General features: G+C 32.1%; 20 protein-coding genes. 13 read left to right on the top strand and 7 right to left on the bottom strand.

Annotation, left to right across the window (positions count from 1 at the left end):
- Positions 1-33: 33 nt before the first annotated feature.
- Complete coding sequence (locus tag HM992_RS14870) at positions 34-1,626, bottom strand: aryl-sulfate sulfotransferase (protein WP_179320241.1); 1,593 nt, start codon at positions 1,624-1,626, stop codon at positions 34-36.
- 224 nt (positions 1,627-1,850) lie between these two features.
- On the opposite strand from HM992_RS14870, the gene HM992_RS14875 reads away from it, so the two are divergent.
- Positions 1,851-2,456: an IMPACT family protein gene (locus HM992_RS14875; protein ID WP_179320242.1), complete on the top strand. Its 606-nt coding sequence runs from the start codon at positions 1,851-1,853 to the stop codon at positions 2,454-2,456.
- Here the strand turns inward: HM992_RS14875 and HM992_RS14880 are convergent.
- Positions 2,451-2,858 carry an acyl-CoA thioesterase gene (locus HM992_RS14880; RefSeq protein ID WP_178985746.1) on the bottom strand — a complete coding sequence of 136 codons (408 nt, stop codon included), beginning with the start codon at positions 2,856-2,858 and terminating at the stop codon, positions 2,451-2,453. The genes HM992_RS14875 and HM992_RS14880 overlap by 6 nt on opposite strands.
- A 200-nt stretch (positions 2,859-3,058) precedes the next feature.
- Between HM992_RS14880 and dnaA the strand changes: the two genes are divergently transcribed.
- The 4 genes from dnaA (at position 3,059) to HM992_RS14900 (ending at position 7,159) form a co-directional block, all read left to right on the top strand.
- Entirely contained in the window at positions 3,059-4,486 is a 1,428-nt protein-coding gene (dnaA, locus tag HM992_RS14885; protein ID WP_178985747.1) for a chromosomal replication initiator protein DnaA, read from the top strand.
- Between the two features lie 12 nt (positions 4,487-4,498).
- Positions 4,499-4,954 carry a low molecular weight protein-tyrosine-phosphatase gene (locus HM992_RS14890; protein WP_179320243.1) on the top strand — a complete coding sequence of 152 codons (456 nt, stop codon included), beginning with the start codon at positions 4,499-4,501 and terminating at the stop codon, positions 4,952-4,954.
- 67 nt (positions 4,955-5,021) lie between these two features.
- On the top strand, positions 5,022-6,443 hold the full coding sequence (locus HM992_RS14895) for a PQQ-dependent sugar dehydrogenase (RefSeq protein WP_179320244.1): 1,422 nt from the start codon (positions 5,022-5,024) through the stop codon (positions 6,441-6,443).
- Entirely contained in the window at positions 6,443-7,159 is a 717-nt protein-coding gene (locus HM992_RS14900) for an SAM-dependent methyltransferase (protein WP_178985750.1), read from the top strand. The genes HM992_RS14895 and HM992_RS14900 overlap by 1 nt, the downstream gene beginning before the upstream one ends.
- An 8-nt stretch (positions 7,160-7,167) precedes the next feature.
- Here HM992_RS14900 and HM992_RS14905 read toward each other — a convergent pair whose 3' ends face one another.
- The 5 genes from HM992_RS14905 to dapF form a co-directional block, all read right to left on the bottom strand.
- Positions 7,168-7,824, bottom strand: a complete 657-nt coding sequence (locus tag HM992_RS14905; RefSeq protein ID WP_178985751.1) for a peptidoglycan-binding protein LysM — start codon at positions 7,822-7,824, stop codon at positions 7,168-7,170.
- 118 nt (positions 7,825-7,942) lie between these two features.
- A complete protein-coding gene (locus HM992_RS14910; RefSeq protein WP_179320245.1) occupies positions 7,943-8,848 on the bottom strand; it encodes a DUF2279 domain-containing protein in 906 nt (301 codons plus the stop codon).
- A 3-nt stretch (positions 8,849-8,851) separates the two neighbouring features.
- Positions 8,852-9,895: an endolytic transglycosylase MltG gene (gene mltG / locus HM992_RS14915; RefSeq protein WP_179320246.1), complete on the bottom strand. Its 1,044-nt coding sequence runs from the start codon at positions 9,893-9,895 to the stop codon at positions 8,852-8,854.
- Positions 9,896-9,897: 2 nt separating this feature from the next.
- Positions 9,898-10,422: a GNAT family N-acetyltransferase gene (locus HM992_RS14920; RefSeq protein WP_179320247.1), complete on the bottom strand. Its 525-nt coding sequence runs from the start codon at positions 10,420-10,422 to the stop codon at positions 9,898-9,900.
- Positions 10,416-11,189: a diaminopimelate epimerase gene (gene dapF / locus HM992_RS14925; protein ID WP_179320248.1), complete on the bottom strand. Its 774-nt coding sequence runs from the start codon at positions 11,187-11,189 to the stop codon at positions 10,416-10,418. The genes HM992_RS14920 and dapF overlap by 7 nt, the downstream gene beginning before the upstream one ends.
- Before the next feature lie 177 nt (positions 11,190-11,366).
- Here dapF and HM992_RS14930 point away from each other — a divergent pair, with 177 nt between their 5' ends.
- The 8 genes from HM992_RS14930 to HM992_RS14965 all read left to right on the top strand — a co-directional run bounded on the left by HM992_RS14930 (position 11,367) and on the right by HM992_RS14965 (position 19,102).
- Positions 11,367-12,776: a trypsin-like peptidase domain-containing protein gene (locus tag HM992_RS14930; protein ID WP_179320249.1), complete on the top strand. Its 1,410-nt coding sequence runs from the start codon at positions 11,367-11,369 to the stop codon at positions 12,774-12,776.
- Positions 12,777-12,914: 138 nt separating this feature from the next.
- On the top strand, positions 12,915-14,363 hold the full coding sequence (locus HM992_RS14935; RefSeq protein ID WP_178985757.1) for a glyceraldehyde-3-phosphate dehydrogenase: 1,449 nt from the start codon (positions 12,915-12,917) through the stop codon (positions 14,361-14,363).
- Between the two features lie 269 nt (positions 14,364-14,632).
- Positions 14,633-15,256: a tRNA (guanine-N1)-methyltransferase gene (locus tag HM992_RS14940; protein WP_179320250.1), complete on the top strand. Its 624-nt coding sequence runs from the start codon at positions 14,633-14,635 to the stop codon at positions 15,254-15,256.
- A gap of 259 nt (positions 15,257-15,515) precedes the next feature.
- On the top strand, positions 15,516-16,055 hold the full coding sequence (gene hemG, locus HM992_RS14945; protein ID WP_179320251.1) for a menaquinone-dependent protoporphyrinogen IX dehydrogenase: 540 nt from the start codon (positions 15,516-15,518) through the stop codon (positions 16,053-16,055).
- A 106-nt stretch (positions 16,056-16,161) separates the two neighbouring features.
- Positions 16,162-16,839 (top strand): tRNA (guanosine(37)-N1)-methyltransferase TrmD, encoded by a 678-nt coding sequence (gene trmD, locus HM992_RS14950; RefSeq protein ID WP_179320252.1) that lies wholly within the window; start codon positions 16,162-16,164, stop codon positions 16,837-16,839.
- A 58-nt stretch (positions 16,840-16,897) separates the two neighbouring features.
- On the top strand, positions 16,898-17,227 hold the full coding sequence (locus tag HM992_RS14955; protein WP_178985761.1) for a hypothetical protein: 330 nt from the start codon (positions 16,898-16,900) through the stop codon (positions 17,225-17,227).
- 167 nt (positions 17,228-17,394) lie between these two features.
- Positions 17,395-17,742 (top strand): 50S ribosomal protein L19, encoded by a 348-nt coding sequence (rplS, locus tag HM992_RS14960; protein WP_178985762.1) that lies wholly within the window; start codon positions 17,395-17,397, stop codon positions 17,740-17,742.
- Between the two features lie 784 nt (positions 17,743-18,526).
- Positions 18,527-19,102 (top strand): pentapeptide repeat-containing protein, encoded by a 576-nt coding sequence (locus HM992_RS14965; protein ID WP_179320253.1) that lies wholly within the window; start codon positions 18,527-18,529, stop codon positions 19,100-19,102.
- Positions 19,103-19,169: the final 67 nt, after the last annotated feature.

Here is a 19,169-nt window from a genome sequence, read left to right on the forward strand (position 1 = left end):
ACTATAGGATAAATTAAGCGGTATCCTTTAATGTTATTTTTTTGATATTTTAATAAATTTAGAATTTTCAGCATTTAATAGACTAACAATATATAATCCATTTGCTAGATTCTCTAAATTTATATTTTCAGAGTGTTCTTTACTTAATACCATTTTTCCCGACAAATCATAAACCTTAATATGATCAATAGGAATATTAAAATTTAAAACGTCTCTTGTAGGATTAGGGTAAGCATTTAGGATATTAAAATTTGTATCATCAACCGATAACATCTCTAAATCTATACACTCTTGAGAGATTGAATTTACATCTTCAATAATTCCGGAAGTATTAAAAACTAAGTTATCAAAACCACTGTAATCTTCAGGATATCGATGAGCTCTAAAAGAACCATTACCTATTGGTTGTTCAAATTGGTCGAAATTAGAATTATTACTAACAGGAATCATGTAAACCCATATCACTTTACCTGAGCTATCAATTTCTGAAAGTCTCCCAATATCAGATTCATTAATTAAAGCATTTCCATTAGACATAATTTGAACACCACATTGTGCTCCTCCATGCATAACTTCGTTCATAATGATACCATCCCATGACCAAAAATAACTTTGTGGCAAAAACGTACCTGAACTTAGACTGTAAACACCATTAATAGCGTTTGGATCAATGATATGAACAGAAGAAGCAGATAGATTACTACCGTAGCCATCATTACTAAATACTGACAACTTACCTTGGTTAGGTCCTTCAGTAATCCACTTAATATCATGCTGTCTACCAAGCTTCTGATCAGAAGCTGTTCCCTGATTATATACTTGAGGATTTCCCCATCTCCATAAAAAATCACCCCCTCTATTATATATACCACCACTATTCGTTGATGCTTGATTTGTTGTCGTACTGTGATCAATAATGAACACTTCGCTTAAGTGCCTAGATGAAATTACTATTTGATCTAATTCTGCATTATAGTCAATTGCGTTAGCGTGTATGGGATTGGAGCCCTGACCACCATCATAATTAAGATTCCATAATCGAGGGTTTGAAGAGATTACACCATAATTAGGTTTAGAACTATCATAATCCTGAACTAAATGATCAAATAACTTCCACTCCCATACTATATTAGCTGAATTTGTACCTACGGGTTCAATTTCTAAAACCTTATCAAGCACCATGGTGTCCAAAAAATACGTAGGATCTAAACCTTCTTCAATTAAATCTAACTTACTATACACATCTCTCACCAATACTAAATAATTACCATTGGGTAGTGGCTCAATATCATGATGAATTGAAGTCCCAAGAAAATCTAGGTAATTAATACTCCAAATTAAATTGTCATCCCAATCTTTAATTTCGGTGGTCAACTCACTACCTACTAAAAGATTACCATTCTCTAAGAGATAACCATTTCTACTATCAAGACTCTCAAACTCCCATTGATTTACAACTTCACCACAATTATTAATTAGAAATACCCTATTATCAGAAGAAGGATTAAATAAGGTATATCCATTTGACTTTATTTCACTGAAATCATTAAAAATTAAGCCAACCGTTTCTTGAGCTTTTGTTAAATTAAAGGTGATTATTACAATTAAAAATAGAATTTTCCTCATCTTTTTTTTTAACAAATATAATTAATAATATAAGATAATTATTTTCAATAGTTACCTGTTAATAAATCACTATACACATAAAACCAAAATATTTAAGAGTTACTAATGCCTAGTTGAATTGTTTCAAAGTTTAAGATAATACCTTTAGTTTTGTTTTATAGAAAACTGAGTCTTTAAAATTTATAAATAGAAACTCTACAGGTTTATTTTTACAAATTAACAATATGGAAATCGACACATATAAAACAATAACAAAACCAGCGCAAGGCGAAATATTTAAAGACAAGAATAGTAAGTTTTATGGTTTTGCTTTTCCGGTAACAAATGAAGAGCAGATAAAGCAACATCTCGACGATTTAAAAAAAGAACATTATGCTGCTAGGCATTGGTGCTATGCTTATCAGATAGGAACTGAAACCTTTCAATACAGAGCCAATGATGATGGAGAACCTAACAATTCTGCAGGAATGCCAATTTATGGTCAAATTCAATCTTTTGATGTCACCAATACTCTAATCATAGTCGTTAGGTATTATGGTGGTATAAAACTTGGTGTTGGTGGCTTAATAAACGCTTACAGAACAGGAGCACAATTAGCATTAGAAGCTTCAGAAATTGTTGAACGCACTATAAATAAAAAATTTCAACTCAATTTCGAATATAAAAACATGAGTAAAGTGATGCGTTTATTAAAAGAAAATGATGTTGAAATTATTAATCAAACTCTCGAACTCGATTGTTTGTTAGAAATATCTGTCAGAAAAAACAACAGCCTAAAATTATTTGAACTATTCAACCAATTTTTCGGAGTTGAAATCAAAGAATTATAACGAATAATCTTGCAGTTTGTCTAAAAGATATTTTGGGCAACGCGTTGGTCTATTCCTTTCCATGCTAACAAATGCTAAAATCGTACTACCAGTCGCCAATAAAACGTCAGATTCATTTCGTAATTCATATTCAAATTCAATGGTAGCTGTTGGCATCTTTTTCAATGTCGTTTTTACTTTAAGCACATCATCATAACGTGCTGAATTTTTGTAATTTATAGTCAAAGAAACTACTGGCAACATAATTCCATCAGCCTCCATCCCGCTGTAACTCAGCCCAAATTCACGTAACCACTCTGTTCTACCCACTTCAAAATACACTGCATAATTACCATGATACACAACTCCCATCTGGTCAGTCTCTCCATAACGTACTCTAACACTTGTTTCATTATAATTCATAAATAAATGGTTTGATTAAGAAAAAATTTTGTAATTTTCAATTGTTTTAAACATGAGGAAAAAATTCTAAATATTCAATGTTATTTGATTTTTTTATTAAGAATTTTGTTCACATATTTGTCCTCTTGAAAACTACTAGAGAATTCCAATTCTCTTTTTTTTTGCTAATATAACTAACAACGAAAAATCTAACTTAACGAATGGAGATCACAGCGCAATCTGTATGGAGTAATTGTCTCGCTTTTATAAAAGATAATATACAACCACAAGCCTATAAAACTTGGTTTGAACCTATAGATGCTGTTAAACTTTCGGGTAATGCATTGAGTATTCAAGTTCCAAGTAAATTTTTCTACGAGTGGTTAGAAGAGCATTATGTAAAAATCTTAAAGGTTTCACTTACAAAAGAGTTAGGCGCAGAAGCTAAATTGGTGTACGTTATTAAAATGGAAAACACCTATGGAAACAAACAACCTTTTACAGAAAAGATTCCAAGTGCAAACCGTTCTGCTTTAAAATCTCAAGATGTAGATGTACCTTTCAATAATAAAAGTCCTGAACTAAGAAATCCGTTTATAATTCCTGGAATTAGAAATGTAAAAATCGAATCGCAACTTAATCCAAGTTATAGTTTTGAAAATTTCCTAGAAGGTGATTCTAACCGTTTAGCAAGAAATGCAGGTATTGCAGTTGCCAACAAACCCGGAGGAACCTCATTTAATCCGCTTTTAATTTTTGGTGGTGTTGGTTTAGGAAAAACACATTTAGCCCATGCTATTGGTGTTGATATTAAAGATAAATACCCTGAAAAAACAGTTTTATATATTTCTGCTGAAAAATTCACACAACAATATATAGATTCTGTAAAAAAGAATAATAGAAATGATTTTATTCACTTCTATCAAATTATAGATGTCCTTATTATAGATGATGTACAATTCTTGTCTGGTAAAACAGGTACGCAAGATGTCTTCTTCCATATATTCAATCATTTACACCAAAACGGAAAGCAAGTTATTTTAACAAGTGATAAAGCTCCTGTAGACATGCAAGATATTGAGCAACGCTTATTATCGCGTTTTAAATGGGGACTTTCTGCAGAATTACAAACTCCTGACTTTGAAACAAGAGTTTCTATTTTAAAAAACAAGCTTTACAGAGATGGTGTTGAAATGCAAGATGACATTATAGAATATGTTGCAAAACATATTAAAACTAATGTTAGAGAGCTAGAAGGAGCCATTATTTCATTAATAGCGCAATCGTCTTTCAACAAAAAAGAAATTACAATTAATCTAGCAAAAGATATTGTAGAGAAGTTTGTAAAGAACACGAAGCGTGAAGTTTCTATTGATTATATTCAAAAAGTAGTTTCAGATTACTTCCAAATGGATGTGAATACACTTCAGTCTAAAACACGTAAACGTCATATTGTACAAGCACGTCAATTAGCTATGTTTTTTGCTAAAAAATACACAAAAGCATCTTTAGCTAGTATAGGTTCTCAAATAGGACAACGAGACCATGCCACAGTCTTACACGCATGTAAGACTGTAGATAACTTATCTTCAACAGATAAGCAATTCAGAAAATATGTTGAAGATTTGTCTAAAAAATTAGCCCTTTAATTACAATTTAGTATGATTAGTATTTTAATGGTGTGCTTAGGTAATATTTGCCGTTCGCCATTAGCTCATGGCATCATGCAATCTAAACTTCCTGATGATCTTTTTTATGTTGATTCCGCTGGCACTGGCGCTTATCATATTGGAAATGCACCAGATAAACGTTCCATTAACGTTGCAAAACAAAATGGATTAGATATTAGTACACAAAGCGCCAGACAATTTAAAGTATCCGATTTTGATGCCTTTGATATAATCTACGCCATGGACGAATCAAACTATAATAACATCGTTAGCTTAGCTAGAAACACGAGAGATATTAAAAAAGTAAAAATGTTTCTTGAAGCGAATTCTTCAATCCAAAACAAAAACGTACCCGATCCTTACTATGGAGGCCAAGACGGTTTTAAATATGTTTTTGAACTTATTAATGACACATGCGATGCATTAGTTAAAGAACTAATTGACTAATACTGAACATTTTCAATACTATAGACGTCTTTTTTTGTAAATTAGTACCTTAACTACTCCGTAAATTATGAAAACGACTATAACACTTTTTTTTACAGCCTTCATATTTTTTCAATATACATATGCTCAAGAATTAGAGTTAGAACTGATCACTTCTAATTTAAGCAAACCGGTTAGCATTAAACACGCAGGTGATGATAGGTTGTTTATCGTAGAACAAGCTGGTGTTATAAAAATAATTGATAATTCAGGCACCTTACAAACGACACCTTTCTTAGATATTAATAGTCTTGTAATAAATTCGGGAAACGAAAGAGGTCTTTTAGGTCTAGCCTTTCATCCCGATTATGCAAACAACGGTTACTTTTTCGTCAACTATATTAATAACTCTGGAGACACTGTAATTTCTAGATTTACAATGGATGCCACCAACCCAGAAATAGCCGATCCCGATTCTGAACTTATAATACTTTCTTACGATCAGCCGTATTCCAATCATAATGGTGGAGATTTAGCATTTGGCACCGATGGATACTTATATACATCTTCTGGGGATGGAGGTTCTAGTGGAGATCCTCAAAATCGAGCACAAAATAAATTAAGCTTTTTAGGAAAAATATTAAGGTTAAATATTGATATTCCAACTGAAACTGAAAACTACAGCATTCCTTCCGATAATCCGTTTGTTGATGATTCTGATGCTTTACCCGAAATTTGGGCTTACGGACTTAGAAATCCTTGGAGATTTTCTTTTGACCGTCTTAATGGAGATCAATGGATTGCTGATGTTGGTCAAGGTACTTACGAGGAAATCAATAGAGTTTCCGCTGAAGATGCAGCAACAGGACTAAACTACGGTTGGAAATGCTACGAAGGTAATAATTCTTATGACACGTCTGGTTGTGCAGATCAGAGCACATATACGTTTCCTATTAATGGTTATAGCCATTTTGGAGATGGTGATCCTAAATGCTCAATTACCGGAGGTTATAGATACAGAGCAACTACTTATCCTAATTTGTATGGTTGGTATTTCTTTGCAGACTTATGTAGTCAAGAAATCGGATATTTGGTTTACGATGAAGCTAATGACGTTTGGAGTAGAACATTTCAGCAATTTTCTGGACAATGGTCTGCATTCGGAGAAGATGTGAATGGAGATATTTATGTTTCAGACCTTGCAGGAGGTCATATTTATAAACTTACAGACACAACTCTAAGCAATAATGATCATTTATTATCAGCAATAACAGTCTACCCCAACCCAACGAATAACGTCATTCATATCAATTTTGGTTCAAATAACAATACAAATGCCTTAACCAAAATAGCTATTTACGATATACAGGGTAAAAAGATAAAGTCAATTAATCGGACTACCGAAACTATTCAAACTATAAACACAACCAAATTATCTAACGGTATTTATATTTTAAAAATAAATATTGAAAACGGAAAACAAAGCACACATAAACTAGTAATACATTAATGAGCAATACCAAAGGAAAACTATACCTCATACCTACACGATTAGGTGATAATCCACCTCTTGAGGTTTTACCAATTTCTATAAAAAAAATAGTTGAGGATCTTGATTATTACATTGTTGAAAACGAAAAGACGGCACGCCGTTTTATAAAACGTATTTCACCAGGAAAATCACAACCATCATTAAAGCTACAGGTACTTAATAAATACACTACAGAAGCAGAACGCAATACCTTTTTAAATCCTTGTTTAGAAGGGGTTTCTATCGGTTTACTCTCAGAAGCTGGCTGTCCAGCAATTGCAGATCCTGGCGCTGATATCGCGGCTTTAGCACACCAGATGGATATTAGAGTGGTGCCACTTGTTGGTCCTTCGTCTATATTATTGGCCTTAATGGCTTCTGGAATGAATGGACAAAGTTTTACGTTTAATGGTTATTTACCTATTGACAAATCTGAACGAAAGTCTAAATTAAAGACATTAGAACGTTTGTCGTTAGAATTAAATCAGGCACAAATTTTTATTGAAACACCCTATAGGAATATGAAAATGCTTGAAGATTTAATCAATGTACTACATCCAAACACTAGACTTTGTGTGGCTTGTGATTTAACTTTACCAACAGAGTTTATTAAAACAATGACGGTTAATGATTGGAAGCATAATAAGGAAGATCTTCACAAGAGACCTGCAATATTTATTATTCAGAAAAATTAAAAGAAAGGTTAGAGTGTTACTCTAGCCTTTTTATCTGGAGTAATCATAGAGGTATCATAACCTGAAAACTTTTTCATATAATACTTTACAGAAGAACCATAAGCGTCAGAAAGGTTATTAACACCATAGCTACGTAAAAACTTCTTAACATTACCAGGACCTGCTAGATGTGCAGCAGCTAAAATACCAGATTCGGTGATTTTTACACCTGCAATTTTTTGGCCTTCAAAGCGCTTAATATCTTTTCTAAGCACCCATTTATTGCGCTCTGCATTTGCAATAAATGCTTTCTCTTGTAATTCTGGATTGTATAAAAATTGATTCGGAGTATAAATACCAATTAATTTTAAGGTTTCAGTACCAAATTGATATTTACCTAAATATCCTAAAGTATTTACCGTAAAATAGTTTCCTCTAGATTCTTTAAAAGCTAATGCCTCTTTAAATCCTTCAAAAGATTTACCTAAATGTGGTGTAAACAAATTGTACTTCACGGTATGGTCTTGAGAAACCATCCCTAATTCTTCAGAAATATTATAATCAAGCTCTAATCCTTTCGTTGAATACGTATCAGGATTAAGAGAAGAATCTGGATACAAGGCTAATGCCATAAGTATACAAATTGAAAATGGTATTACTATATTCTTAACGCTACTTTTAATCATAACAGCTAAATTTTTACAGTAAAATAGTTTCCCCAAACTATCATACAAAATTCGCGTGCAAATATACAACATTTTTACAATAACTGAAAATCAACCGATTAAGTGCTTGTTTATCCACCTAAAAGTAGATATAGTGCCATTTTACACGACCATTGCCATTCAGTTCTAATGTTGGAAATGGTACCTTAATAACGTTGAAAACGTCAAATACTGTTTTTAAGAAGTGAGAATTTGTTTTAATTCGGGTTAAATCAATATCTAAACTTAGGTAGTATTGACGTGTTCTGTTTTGATTTAAAAATAGAGGATCATAGGCATCGCCAGTTAGCATGCCTTCTGCTCCATACCCAAAAGCTAAATTCAACCAAATGGGAATTGATTCGGTTTTTAAAAATGAATTGATATTAGCGCTTAACCAATACGTTTGTCCATTATAATCTTTTAAAAACTCTTCTGCCAAACCACTACCCAACTTATTTGGTCGTTGCTTTGCGTATTGTGTTCTATGAAATGAATACTTTAATACAATCCGTTGTTCTTCCCAAAGTAATTCTTGTCCAACATGCAATCCTGTTCCTGTAGCATTGGCTGCCATATCTGACCACGAAAATCCCCACTCCTCAGAAAAACCATCCATAATTTCCACGGCAGTTAAAAATCCAAAACCTAAAGTAGAACCATAAAGCAATTGATCTTTTTTACTCACTCCTGCCCAATGTAATGTGTTTGCACCTAGTCTACCTAATTGATATGACGAAAACACATGACCCATTTTATCCATCTGTAACCATTCTCCACTATCGTTTAATGTTTTAAAATTAGAACGTGGATAATCAGCGTACCATAATTGATTTAACCCAATTAATGTGGTTGTCGCCAATGCAGCCTCTGTTACCACAACAGTATTTCTTAGTGAGATGTTTAAAGTATCGCTAGGTTTTAAAAACTGATCGAATTTAGATTGTGAAAAGAGCGAAGCACTTGCTAAAAAAAAACCTAGTATATAAACAAAAGTGCGCTTCAAACCTTATTTATTAATACCTTGAGACGATAAGTATCTATGATATTCTCTGGCATTATTGTTATGCTGCCCTAATGATTTTGCAAACTTATGGTAACCGATACGTTTAGCATCTGCAGCAAAATAAAGGTAACTATGTGATTCCGGATTTAAAACGGCTTTAATGGCAGATAAATCTGGCATGGCAATAAGTCCTGGAGGTAAACCCGTATTTTGATACGTATTATAAGGTGAGCTAATGTCTTTATGAATATTTAAAACACGCCTAATAATTGTGTTTTGGTATTGCGGTAACTGATAGGCTGCAAATTTTAAAGTCGGATCTGCTTGTAAGGGCATGCCTATTCGTAAGCGATTTAAATACACACCTGCAACTCTTGGTTGCTCGTCTGCTTGTTTGGATTCTTCATGTACTATTGATGCTAATGTTATAACTTCATTAGGAGTTAAATTTAATTTTTCAGCTTTTGCTTTTCTAGCGTCCGTCCAAAACCGATTGTATTCAACTAACATTTTATCTCTAAATGCTTCGGCTGATGTATTCCAGAAAAATTCATAGCTATTTGGTAAGTACATTCCAAGAGCCGTAGCTTTATTGAAACCATTTTTAGTTAAAAAAGTGTCATCTAACATCACTTTTTCTAAGGTTAAACTATCAGCTTCAATCTGCATACTTATTCGTCCTGCCAAATCTTTTATACTATGCTGATTGTTAAATGCTATTTTGACTGGAAGATTCTTACTTCGAATTGAATTAATAATTTCATTATTATTCATGCCTTTAGAAATGACATATCGACCTGCCTTAATATTGGTAGTGTATTTTTTTTGCTGTGCTAAGGCATCAAACGCATCCATATCATTTAGTAATGGCTCTAGTTGAGATCTTACTTCGGTATATGATGCATTAGTTGGCACATAAATATAGGCCTCGTCATTCTCAAAATTGGTGTTCGGTGAAAACATCGTTCCGTATATATAATACGCAAATACTCCACAGACTAATAAACCAATAAGAGCTACAGCCCAAAGAATCTTTTTAATATACATAGTTAATCGTTAATTCGTTGTAAAATAAATTCGTTGGCATAAGTTTTACCATCGAAACTCCAATCTTTTTTTAATCCTATTTTTTGAAAACCATTAGTTTCAAAGAGTTTTAAACTCGCTTGATTTTGTTCAGAAATATTAGCATAAACCTGATGTAAAAGCAATGTTTCAAAACAATAATCCACTAATAATTGTAGCGCTTCCTTTCCGTAACCTCGATGTCTATTTTCCTCATCTTGAATAAGAATTCCGATACCAGCTCTTTTATTTTTAACATCAAAATCAAACACATCAATCAAACCAATAGTAAAGTCATTAGCATCGCAAATGGCTAACCGAAGTTGTTTCGCTTCATAAATATCTTGCTGAGCATTTTCAAGATACTGTTTAATTAAAAATCTTGAATAAGGTGTTTGGGTATCACTTAATTCCCAAAGCGTCGTATCGTTTTCAATAGTATACACAAAATCTAGATCTTCAGGCTCTAAAGCTCTTAAATAGATATGATTTCCTTTGAGACTTACCATTCAATTTCTCCTTTAAAAACTTGCTGAGCTGGTCCAACTAGCCAAATATTATTGTAACCGCTACCATCACTTTTAAAAGTAACGTTGAGTTCCCCTCCTTGTGTCTGTAAACTTATTTTTTCATTTTGAGTTTTCCCACTTGCATGCATGGCAATAGCAACCGCTGTAACACCTGTCCCGCACGATAGCGTTTCATCCTCTACTCCACGTTCGTAAGTTCTAACAGCGAAATTTTCTGTAGATAATTGTTCTACAAAATTAACATTACTACCTGCAGCATTGTAAGGTTCACCATTCCTAATTCTTGATCCATTGACTTTGACATCAAAATCCTTTAAATCTGAAACAAGTTCTACATGATGTGGAGAGCCTGTATCTAAAAATAAATGCTTATCAAAAGTTTCAATTTCAGAAACATCTTGCATTTGAAGATGCACCAAACCGTTTTCAATTTTGGCTTTATGCAGCCCATCAATGGCTATAAATTCAGTTTCGTTTTCAATGATATTTAAAAACTTAGCAAAGGCCACAATACAACGTCCACCATTACCACACATCGTGCTCTCGTTACCGTCTGCATTGTAATAGACCATTTTAAAATCTACTTTTTCATCAGTTTCTAACAGAATAAAACCATCGGCTCCTATGCCAAAACGTCTGTCGCAAATAGTCGCTATACGCTTGGTATCATTTTTGTTTATAGTTTGTAAACGATTATCTACAATTACAAAATCGTTACCTGTTCCTTGATATTTATAAAATGTCATAGTCTTAATTATGGAGCAAATATAAGAATATTAGACTGTATTTTGCGGTGTTAATAAGGCGTTAAATTTGACGTTAAAAAGTCGTTAAATTGAAAAATGAGTTCAATAAATTTCTAATTTTAATCGTTAGTTGAAAGAAAAATAATTTTAAAATAGTAAAACTTAAATCTGAAAATTATGAAGAAGATAATAACATTGATATTTGTTTCTGCATTAGGTGGTCTATTGACTTTAGGTGGTTATAAACTTTTTGTTGAGAATGATACACAACCTTTAACCGTTGAACAATCATCTGAATTCCCTGTGTTTGTCCCTACAAATACTACAAACACATATAATAAGATGGTAAGTACACCAAATTTTGTGGAAGCTGCTGATAAATCTTTGGATGCTGTTGTCCATGTAAAAAACACATCGATAGTGAGTTCACCAACCTCAATGCAAGATTTGTTCTTTGGTCGTCAGTCGCAACGTGCGCAAGTTGGAACTGGTAGTGGAGTTGTTATTTCTCCATCTGGTTATATTGTAACTAACAATCACGTGATTAAAAACGCTAACGAAATTAGTATTACCTTAAATAATAACAAATCTTATATCGCAGAATTAATTGGCACAGATGAAACAACTGATATTGCTTTATTAAAAATTGAAACTGATGAAGACCTACCTTTTATGGCTTTTGGTGATTCTGATAATGCTAAAGTTGGTGAATGGGTTTTGGCCGTTGGAAATCCCTTCAACTTAAATTCTACTGTAACCGCAGGAATTATTAGCGCAAAATCTAGAGATTTATCCGGACAACACTCACAATCATTTATACAAACTGATGCTGCTGTAAATCCAGGAAACTCTGGTGGAGCATTGGTAAATGTAAATGGAGATTTAATAGGCATTAACACAGCTATATCTTCTCAAACGGGTTCTTATATAGGCTATTCATTTGCTGTACCAAGTAATATTGCCCGAAAAATAGTGAATGACATTATGGAATACGGTAATGTACAAAATGGTATTCTTGGTGTCTCTGGAGGAGCTCTAAATAGTGAAGCTGCGAAAGAATTTGGCATAACTACTACCGAAGGTTTTTATGTTAGCGAAGTACAAGAAGATACAGGAGCGGAAAAAGCAGGTATAAAACCTGGTGATATAATTAATAAAATCGATAATGTTCGCATCAATAAGTTTTCAGATTTAACGGGCTATTTAAAAACTAAAAGTCCTGAAGATGTAGTTGATGTCACCCTATTAAGAGACGGACATGAAGAAGTATTGCCAGTCACTTTACTAAAACCGACAATTACGGTAATTCAAACTATCGGTTTTGTAAAAAATGCCTCAAAAAAAGAATTAAAAAATTATAACGCAGAATATGGTGTTAAAATTTCAAAATTTGCTGATGACAATTATAAAGCCGGTTGGAATCGTGTTGGTGTTGAAGAAGGTAGTATTGTTACCAAAATAAATGGTAAAAAACTTTATACCGTTGAAGATGCTCAAAATGCAATGAAAGCAAGAAATTTAAGAGAGCCACTTCAAATTGAAATCATAAATAATCAAGGTGAAAAAGTCGTTCATAGTTTTAGATAAATTCACGATTAATTAGTTGAATTAAACCCTTCAAAATCCTATTTTTTGAAGGGTTTTTATTTTTGGTAAAAGTTGTTACGAAAACGTTTGAAATATGCTATTTTTGCAAAAATTAAACATCAATTTAACTAAAAAAACATGGGATTTAACGATACTTACGAAAAAGAGTTAGCGTTTCAAGCCGATCGTCGCAGAGCAACTGTCGAATTCATTAAAATCATTAGCGATTTATGGTATGATAAATCTATTGAGCTTGTCATATTTAGAAATCAATTAATTGATAGAAATGTGAGCGAAATTCTAAACTTACATGAGTACGCAGGCGAATTTGTTCAGAAACCAATCTCAATTTTTGATTCGGTTGAAATTGCACAAGCCATAAGTACTTTAAACATCCCACCTGCTAAATTAGACATCGGAAAATTAACTTATGAATTTCATTTAGAAGATCAAAAATATGGCAACGCTACTGCTTTTGTAGCTTCTAAATTAGGAAAAGCTAAAGACAACAAAGCCATTGAGCCTAAAGATGTGATCCTTTATGGTTTCGGAAGAATTGGACGTTTAGTGGCACGTGAATTAATGACACGAACAGGAAAAGGTACGCAATTACGATTAAGAGCTATTGTTACAAGAGGAGAAATAACTGAAACAGTTTTAGAAAAACGCGCTTCCTTATTAAGAAACGATTCTGTACATGGAGATTTCTCAGGAATGGTGAGTATCGATGTTAAAAACTCTGCATTAATTATAAATGGTACAACTGTAAATGTTATTTCCGCAAATGCTCCAGAGGATATTGATTACACATCGTATGGCATAAATAACGCTTTAGTTATAGACAACACTGGTGCATTTAGAGATAAGGAAGCACTGAGCAGACATCTAAAATCAAAGGGTGTAGATAAAGTTTTATTAACTGCTCCTGGTAAAGGTATTCCTAATATTGTGCACGGTGTTAATCATTTAGAACACAATCCGGATAAGGTAAATATCTTCTCTGCGGCATCATGTACAACAAATGCGATTACCCCAATTTTAAAAGCATGTGAAGATTCTTTTGGAATTACAACAGGGCATTTGGAAACAATCCATGCATATACTAACGACCAAAATTTAGTAGATAATTTCCATAGTAAATACAGACGTGGACGTGCTGCGGCTTTAAATATGGTAATTACAGAAACTGGTGCTGGCAAAGCAGTAAGCAAAGCTTTACCTACTTTGGAAGGGAAGTTAACCTCTAATGCGATTAGAGTTCCTGTACCTAATGGATCTCTAGCAATTCTAAATTTAGAATTAGAAACTAAAACTACCGTTGCCAGTATAAATACAATTATGAAAAAGTATGCATTAGAAGGTGATTTAGTAGAACAGATTAAATACGAAATGAGTGACGAATTAGTATCTAGCGATATTATTGGAAGTTCAGCACCCGCTATTTATGATAGTAAAGCAACCATCGTTAGAAAAGATGGAAAAAATGCTATACTATATATATGGTACGATAATGAATATGGCTATAGCCAACAAGTTATTCGTTTAGCTAAGTATATTTCTAAGGTAAGACGCTATGCTTATTATTAGACCATTTTGAAAAGGAAAAAGGAAAAATCTTGTCGTATGGCAAGATTTTTTTGTTATTAAGTCGATTGATTTTAAACTACTTATGTAGAGTTTCATTCCCAATTCAAGTGATAGCTTAAAAAGTCAACATCTAAAACAAAACTTCTAGCGTATATAAATTGCCTTAGTAAAAACTAAGGCTATTTGTTTGGAAATTTGTTTATGAAATCCTCATAAAATTATTATCTTGGCAATCAATTAATCTAACACAACCAAAAATTACCTCTAAGATGAAGTTCTTAACCAAAGTTATTGTAATTCTTTTAGTTACATTTAGTTTTCAAACAGTAATAGCACAAACTGATACTGACGAAGAAGATAAATTATCTCTTAATAGTGGTACTATTGATAGCCAGTTTGAATATGTATTTCAAAAATCCGGCAATTTTAAAGGCACCAATGGACAGAATTATAAAGCTGTGAAATATGCGTGGCTTTTAGATTTAAAATCTCATGTTCTAGATTCTTTAAAAACAACCTACGCTGATTTAGAAAACTCTGAAAAAGTAGTAGGAAATCAAATTAAAGAAATTGAAGATTTAAAAACGAAACTTGCAAATACGGAAAGTAACTTAGAACAGACAGACTCTGAAAAAAATAATATGGCATTATTAGGGATGCAGACTAGTAAGACCAATTACAATGTTATTATGTGGTCTATTATAGCTGCTTTATTAGCCTTTTTATTATTTTTTATCTATAAATTTAAAGGTAGTAACTCTTCAACTCGTGAAGCTAAACACAAACTACAAGAGGTAGAAACAGAATTTGAAGAGCACAGACGTAACGCTTTAGAACGCGAGCAAAAAGTAAGACGTCAGTTACAAGATGAATTAAATAAGCATAAGTCTTAAAAAGACTATTAGCTTATACTTATATAAATCCGTAATTAAAAATTACGGATTTTTTTATGCTTCTAATTAAAGCATATATAGAAGGGTTCTCTTATTCTTGAAATTAATAATTTGGATAATAAGAGATTAACAATTCTTGAAGAATAATTTTAAGACGCGCACAAAAAATCATTATCTTTATAATAGACAATAGGAGGCTATAAGTATCTTTACTGGTATTGTATTAAAATAGGAGAAACACGTATTGAAAGCAACAATTATGGGACAAAAAATCGGAATAATTTATTCTTCTATAGATGGACAAACCAAAAAGATCTGCGAAAAATTAAATGCTTTTTTTAATGATAAACAAATTAAAACTGAGCTTTACGCCATCAATGATTTTAATAGTGATATCTCAGAATTCAACACCTTAATTCTTGGAGCTAGCATTCGGTATGGAAAACACAATAAAAGCGTATATGATTTTATTCAGACCAACATCATTGCTCTCAATAAAATAACAACCGCTTTTTTCTCAGTAAATCTTGTCGCAAGAAAAGAAGATAAAAATTCTGCTGACACAAATCCATACCTGATTAAATTTCTAAAACAGACGCCTTGGAAACCTGATTTGCTAGAAGTCTTTGCAGGAAAATTAGACTATAAGTCATATCCCATACTAGACAGAATTATGATTAAGTTAATCATGAAACTAACACATGGGCCAACAAATTCAGATTTACCCATAGAATATACAGATTGGAACAAGGTGAGCGATTTCGGACTAAGAATAAGCAATACCCTTAAAACACAATAAAAAACCCTACATTATTAATTATAAAGATTCATTAATTAATCTCTATAATTACATATCTTAAAATCACATCAATTATTTATACCTTCGCACTCAATTAAAACAAGCCATGCGCATAGACATTATAACCGTACTACCAGAACTTTTAAAAAGTCCGTTTGAAGCGTCAATTTTAAAACGAGCTATTGAAGCTGGTTTAGTAGAAGTCCACTGTCATAATTTAAGAGATTACGCAACAGGTGGCTATAAATCTGTTGATGACACACAATTTGGAGGAGGTGCAGGCATGGTAATGACCATAGAACCAATTGATAAGTGTATTTCTAAATTACAAAAAGAGCGTCATTACGACGAACTTATATATATGACACCAGATGGAGAGCAACTAAACCAAAGTATTGCTAACCAAACATCTTTAAAAGAAAACATTATTATTTTGTGTGGACATTACAAAGGTGTCGATCAACGCGTGCGTGATAGATTTATTACACGCGAAATATCCATTGGAGATTATGTGTTGTCCGGAGGTGAATTAGGAGCTGCCGTTTTATGTGATGCTGTTATCCGATTAATTCCTGGAGTTTTAGGAAATGAAACCTCTGCCCTAACGGATTCATTTCAAGATAATTTGTTGGCACCACCAATTTATACCAAACCTAGAGAATATGATGGCATGAAAGTTCCAGAAGTATTATTCAGTGGCAACTTTGGGAAAATTGAAAAATGGCGAGAAGAACAAGCCTATAAAAGAACTCAAGAAAGACGACCAGATTTACTCGAGGATTAAGCATCTATGAATTTTAAAGCTCAAATTCCTTTAACTAGATACTTTAACGCAATAAACAATGAATAATTCTACGGAAATTCTTTTTACAATAGGTCAGATTATTGGTGCTTTTTCAACTCTCATTGTATTTGTTGCTACAATTGTTATATTCATAAAGAAAAAAACAATAGCTACTTGGTTAATTTTTAGTGGTTACCTACTTGTTGTAATAACTTATATAGTTAGTTTATTTATTAATGTTTTTGCTGGTAGGAATGGTATAGAATCGTTATTAATTACTCAAGGAGTTTTGTCAATAGTTCAAAATCTATCTTACTCAATATTTGCAGTAGGCTTACTAATTTTAGGCTTAACGGAATTTTCAAAAAAAAATAAAACCTTAAACTAGGTTTAGCGTCATTTAGAAGGAATTATTCTAAAAAGCATCAAAAATAAAATTTCACATACAAGTGTTGTTAATAACCAAAAAAGTACTACTTTTGCAAACCAATTTAGACCAACCTCTGGCGAGAATCGTGAATGTTGCTTTGAATTAACTATTATAAATAAAACAAAATGGATTTAGTAAAATTTGTACAAGACGAATTTGTAACTCGTAAAGACTTTCCAGAATTTAGTGCTGGTGATACAATCACAGTATACTACGAAATTAGAGAAGGTGAAAAAGTACGTACTCAGTTTTTTAGAGGTGTTGTATTACAACGTAAAGGAAGTGGATCTTCTGAAACGTTTACCATCCGTAAAATGTCAGGAACAATTGGCGTAGAGCGTATCTTCCCAGTTAACTTACCAGCTTTACAAAAAGTAGAAGTTAACAAACGTGGTAAAGTACGTAGAGCTAGAATATTCTACTTTAGAGGTCTTACTGGTAAAAAAGCAAGAATCAAAGAAGTTAGAAGATAATTCCAACTTATATATTACAATAAAAAGCCTTCTGATAAAGAAGGCTTTTTTGGTTATTAACAATTGTTAATAATTCTAGTTCATAAAGTGTTGATATCTAAAATGTTAAAAAACACCAGGACTCAAAATATTTACTTAATTTAGTGAAACAATTAACAACAAACCTTGTTTGGTTTTGAATTCTATTTCAAATTAATGTTAATTTGTTACTAAAGATTCGTTCTTTATGTATTGAGGTTGTTTTTTGAGGTTGTATAGCAACTTATGTATGTAAGTGTTTGTGAAACAATCATGAAACTTTATTAACTTAATATACTTGGTAGGTTAACTTAGTAAAGTGAAAAGCTCCGAAGAAGTAGTGGTATCGAAAGTGAACACGAAAAAAAGACGAGCAATGTTCTAGACCTAACGTTCATTTATTTGAAGATTATAGGAAAAACATCAAGGAAAACAAACCTAAGAAGCATAGTAATATCAGGTCAATACATTTTGAAAGATATGAAATGTTTCGAATTGAAACGGAAACACTTGAACCGAAAAGGATGATGGCATCTGCCAAACAACCGAGTTAGTTAAAACTAAATAGGTCAACGTTAGTACTGTTTCTATGAAAGCCATGTCAACACAGATTATTTCTGAGTGATATGGCTTTTTATTTTATAATATCATTATTCTAGAAACAACTTCATATCGATAATTACTTCCTAAATTAGAATAGGACAAATAACACTTCACAATACAATATCTCTTTTAATTTAACCAATATCTTTCGTATTCTTGTAAAATGAATCTACCTCTAATAGAGCAACAAGATTATACCACTATAGACTATACAACAAATCCGTTGCCTAAAGCGGAATACATAGACTGTACATTTAACAATTGTAATTTCGAAAATTCAGATCTTTCCAATATAACTTTTTTAGAATGCGATTTTATAGATTGTAATTTTAGTAATATTAATGTGATGCATACCTCGTTTAATGATGTAAATTTTAAGGGATGTAAAATTTTGGGTGTACAATTTCAAAATTGTAATACCTTTTTATTGACTTTCAAGTTTTCAGATTGTACGTTGAATTTCAGTAGTTTTTATCAATTAAAAATAAATCATACCAAGTTCTCAAAATGCATAATGCATCAAGTAGATTTTACCGAAACCGAAGCAAAATCTTGTGAATTTAAGGATTGTGATTTACATCTATCCACTTTTGACAAAACTAACTTAGAATATTCTGAATTTACGACAGCATATAATTTCAATATTAATCCGTCTTTAAATCAAATTAAACAGGCTTCATTTTCAAAAGAAAACATTTCTGGTTTATTAAATAGCTTTAATATTAAGATAAAAGTCTAAATAAAAATTTTAAGTATTAATTTCTTAAAAATTATAACGGTTTAGTTGTAATCTTATACCTATAAAA

It is taken from the genome of Winogradskyella helgolandensis, from assembly GCF_013404085.1.
GTDB lineage: Bacteria > Bacteroidota > Bacteroidia > Flavobacteriales > Flavobacteriaceae > Winogradskyella > Winogradskyella helgolandensis.

Bases quoted from the DNA above. Each gene is read 5' to 3' on its own strand.
- HM992_RS14870 (WP_179320241.1), bottom strand. From the start codon at position 1,626: ATGAGGAAAATTCTATTTTTAATTGTAATAATCACCTTTAATTTAACA.
- HM992_RS14875 (WP_179320242.1), top strand. From the start codon at position 1,851: ATGGAAATCGACACATATAAAACAATAACAAAACCAGCGCAAGGCGAA.
- HM992_RS14880 (WP_178985746.1), bottom strand. From the start codon at position 2,858: ATGAATTATAATGAAACAAGTGTTAGAGTACGTTATGGAGAGACTGAC.
- dnaA (WP_178985747.1), top strand. From the start codon at position 3,059: ATGGAGATCACAGCGCAATCTGTATGGAGTAATTGTCTCGCTTTTATA.
- HM992_RS14890 (WP_179320243.1), top strand. From the start codon at position 4,499: ATGATTAGTATTTTAATGGTGTGCTTAGGTAATATTTGCCGTTCGCCA.
- HM992_RS14895 (WP_179320244.1), top strand. From the start codon at position 5,022: ATGAAAACGACTATAACACTTTTTTTTACAGCCTTCATATTTTTTCAA.
- HM992_RS14900 (WP_178985750.1), top strand. From the start codon at position 6,443: ATGAGCAATACCAAAGGAAAACTATACCTCATACCTACACGATTAGGT.
- HM992_RS14905 (WP_178985751.1), bottom strand. From the start codon at position 7,824: ATGATTAAAAGTAGCGTTAAGAATATAGTAATACCATTTTCAATTTGT.
- mltG (WP_179320246.1), bottom strand. From the start codon at position 9,895: ATGTATATTAAAAAGATTCTTTGGGCTGTAGCTCTTATTGGTTTATTA.
- HM992_RS14920 (WP_179320247.1), bottom strand. From the start codon at position 10,422: ATGGTAAGTCTCAAAGGAAATCATATCTATTTAAGAGCTTTAGAGCCT.
- dapF (WP_179320248.1), bottom strand. From the start codon at position 11,189: ATGACATTTTATAAATATCAAGGAACAGGTAACGATTTTGTAATTGTA.
- HM992_RS14930 (WP_179320249.1), top strand. From the start codon at position 11,367: ATGAAGAAGATAATAACATTGATATTTGTTTCTGCATTAGGTGGTCTA.
- HM992_RS14935 (WP_178985757.1), top strand. From the start codon at position 12,915: ATGGGATTTAACGATACTTACGAAAAAGAGTTAGCGTTTCAAGCCGAT.
- HM992_RS14940 (WP_179320250.1), top strand. From the start codon at position 14,633: ATGAAGTTCTTAACCAAAGTTATTGTAATTCTTTTAGTTACATTTAGT.
- hemG (WP_179320251.1), top strand. From the start codon at position 15,516: ATGGGACAAAAAATCGGAATAATTTATTCTTCTATAGATGGACAAACC.
- trmD (WP_179320252.1), top strand. From the start codon at position 16,162: ATGCGCATAGACATTATAACCGTACTACCAGAACTTTTAAAAAGTCCG.
- HM992_RS14955 (WP_178985761.1), top strand. From the start codon at position 16,898: ATGAATAATTCTACGGAAATTCTTTTTACAATAGGTCAGATTATTGGT.
- rplS (WP_178985762.1), top strand. From the start codon at position 17,395: ATGGATTTAGTAAAATTTGTACAAGACGAATTTGTAACTCGTAAAGAC.
- HM992_RS14965 (WP_179320253.1), top strand. From the start codon at position 18,527: ATGAATCTACCTCTAATAGAGCAACAAGATTATACCACTATAGACTAT.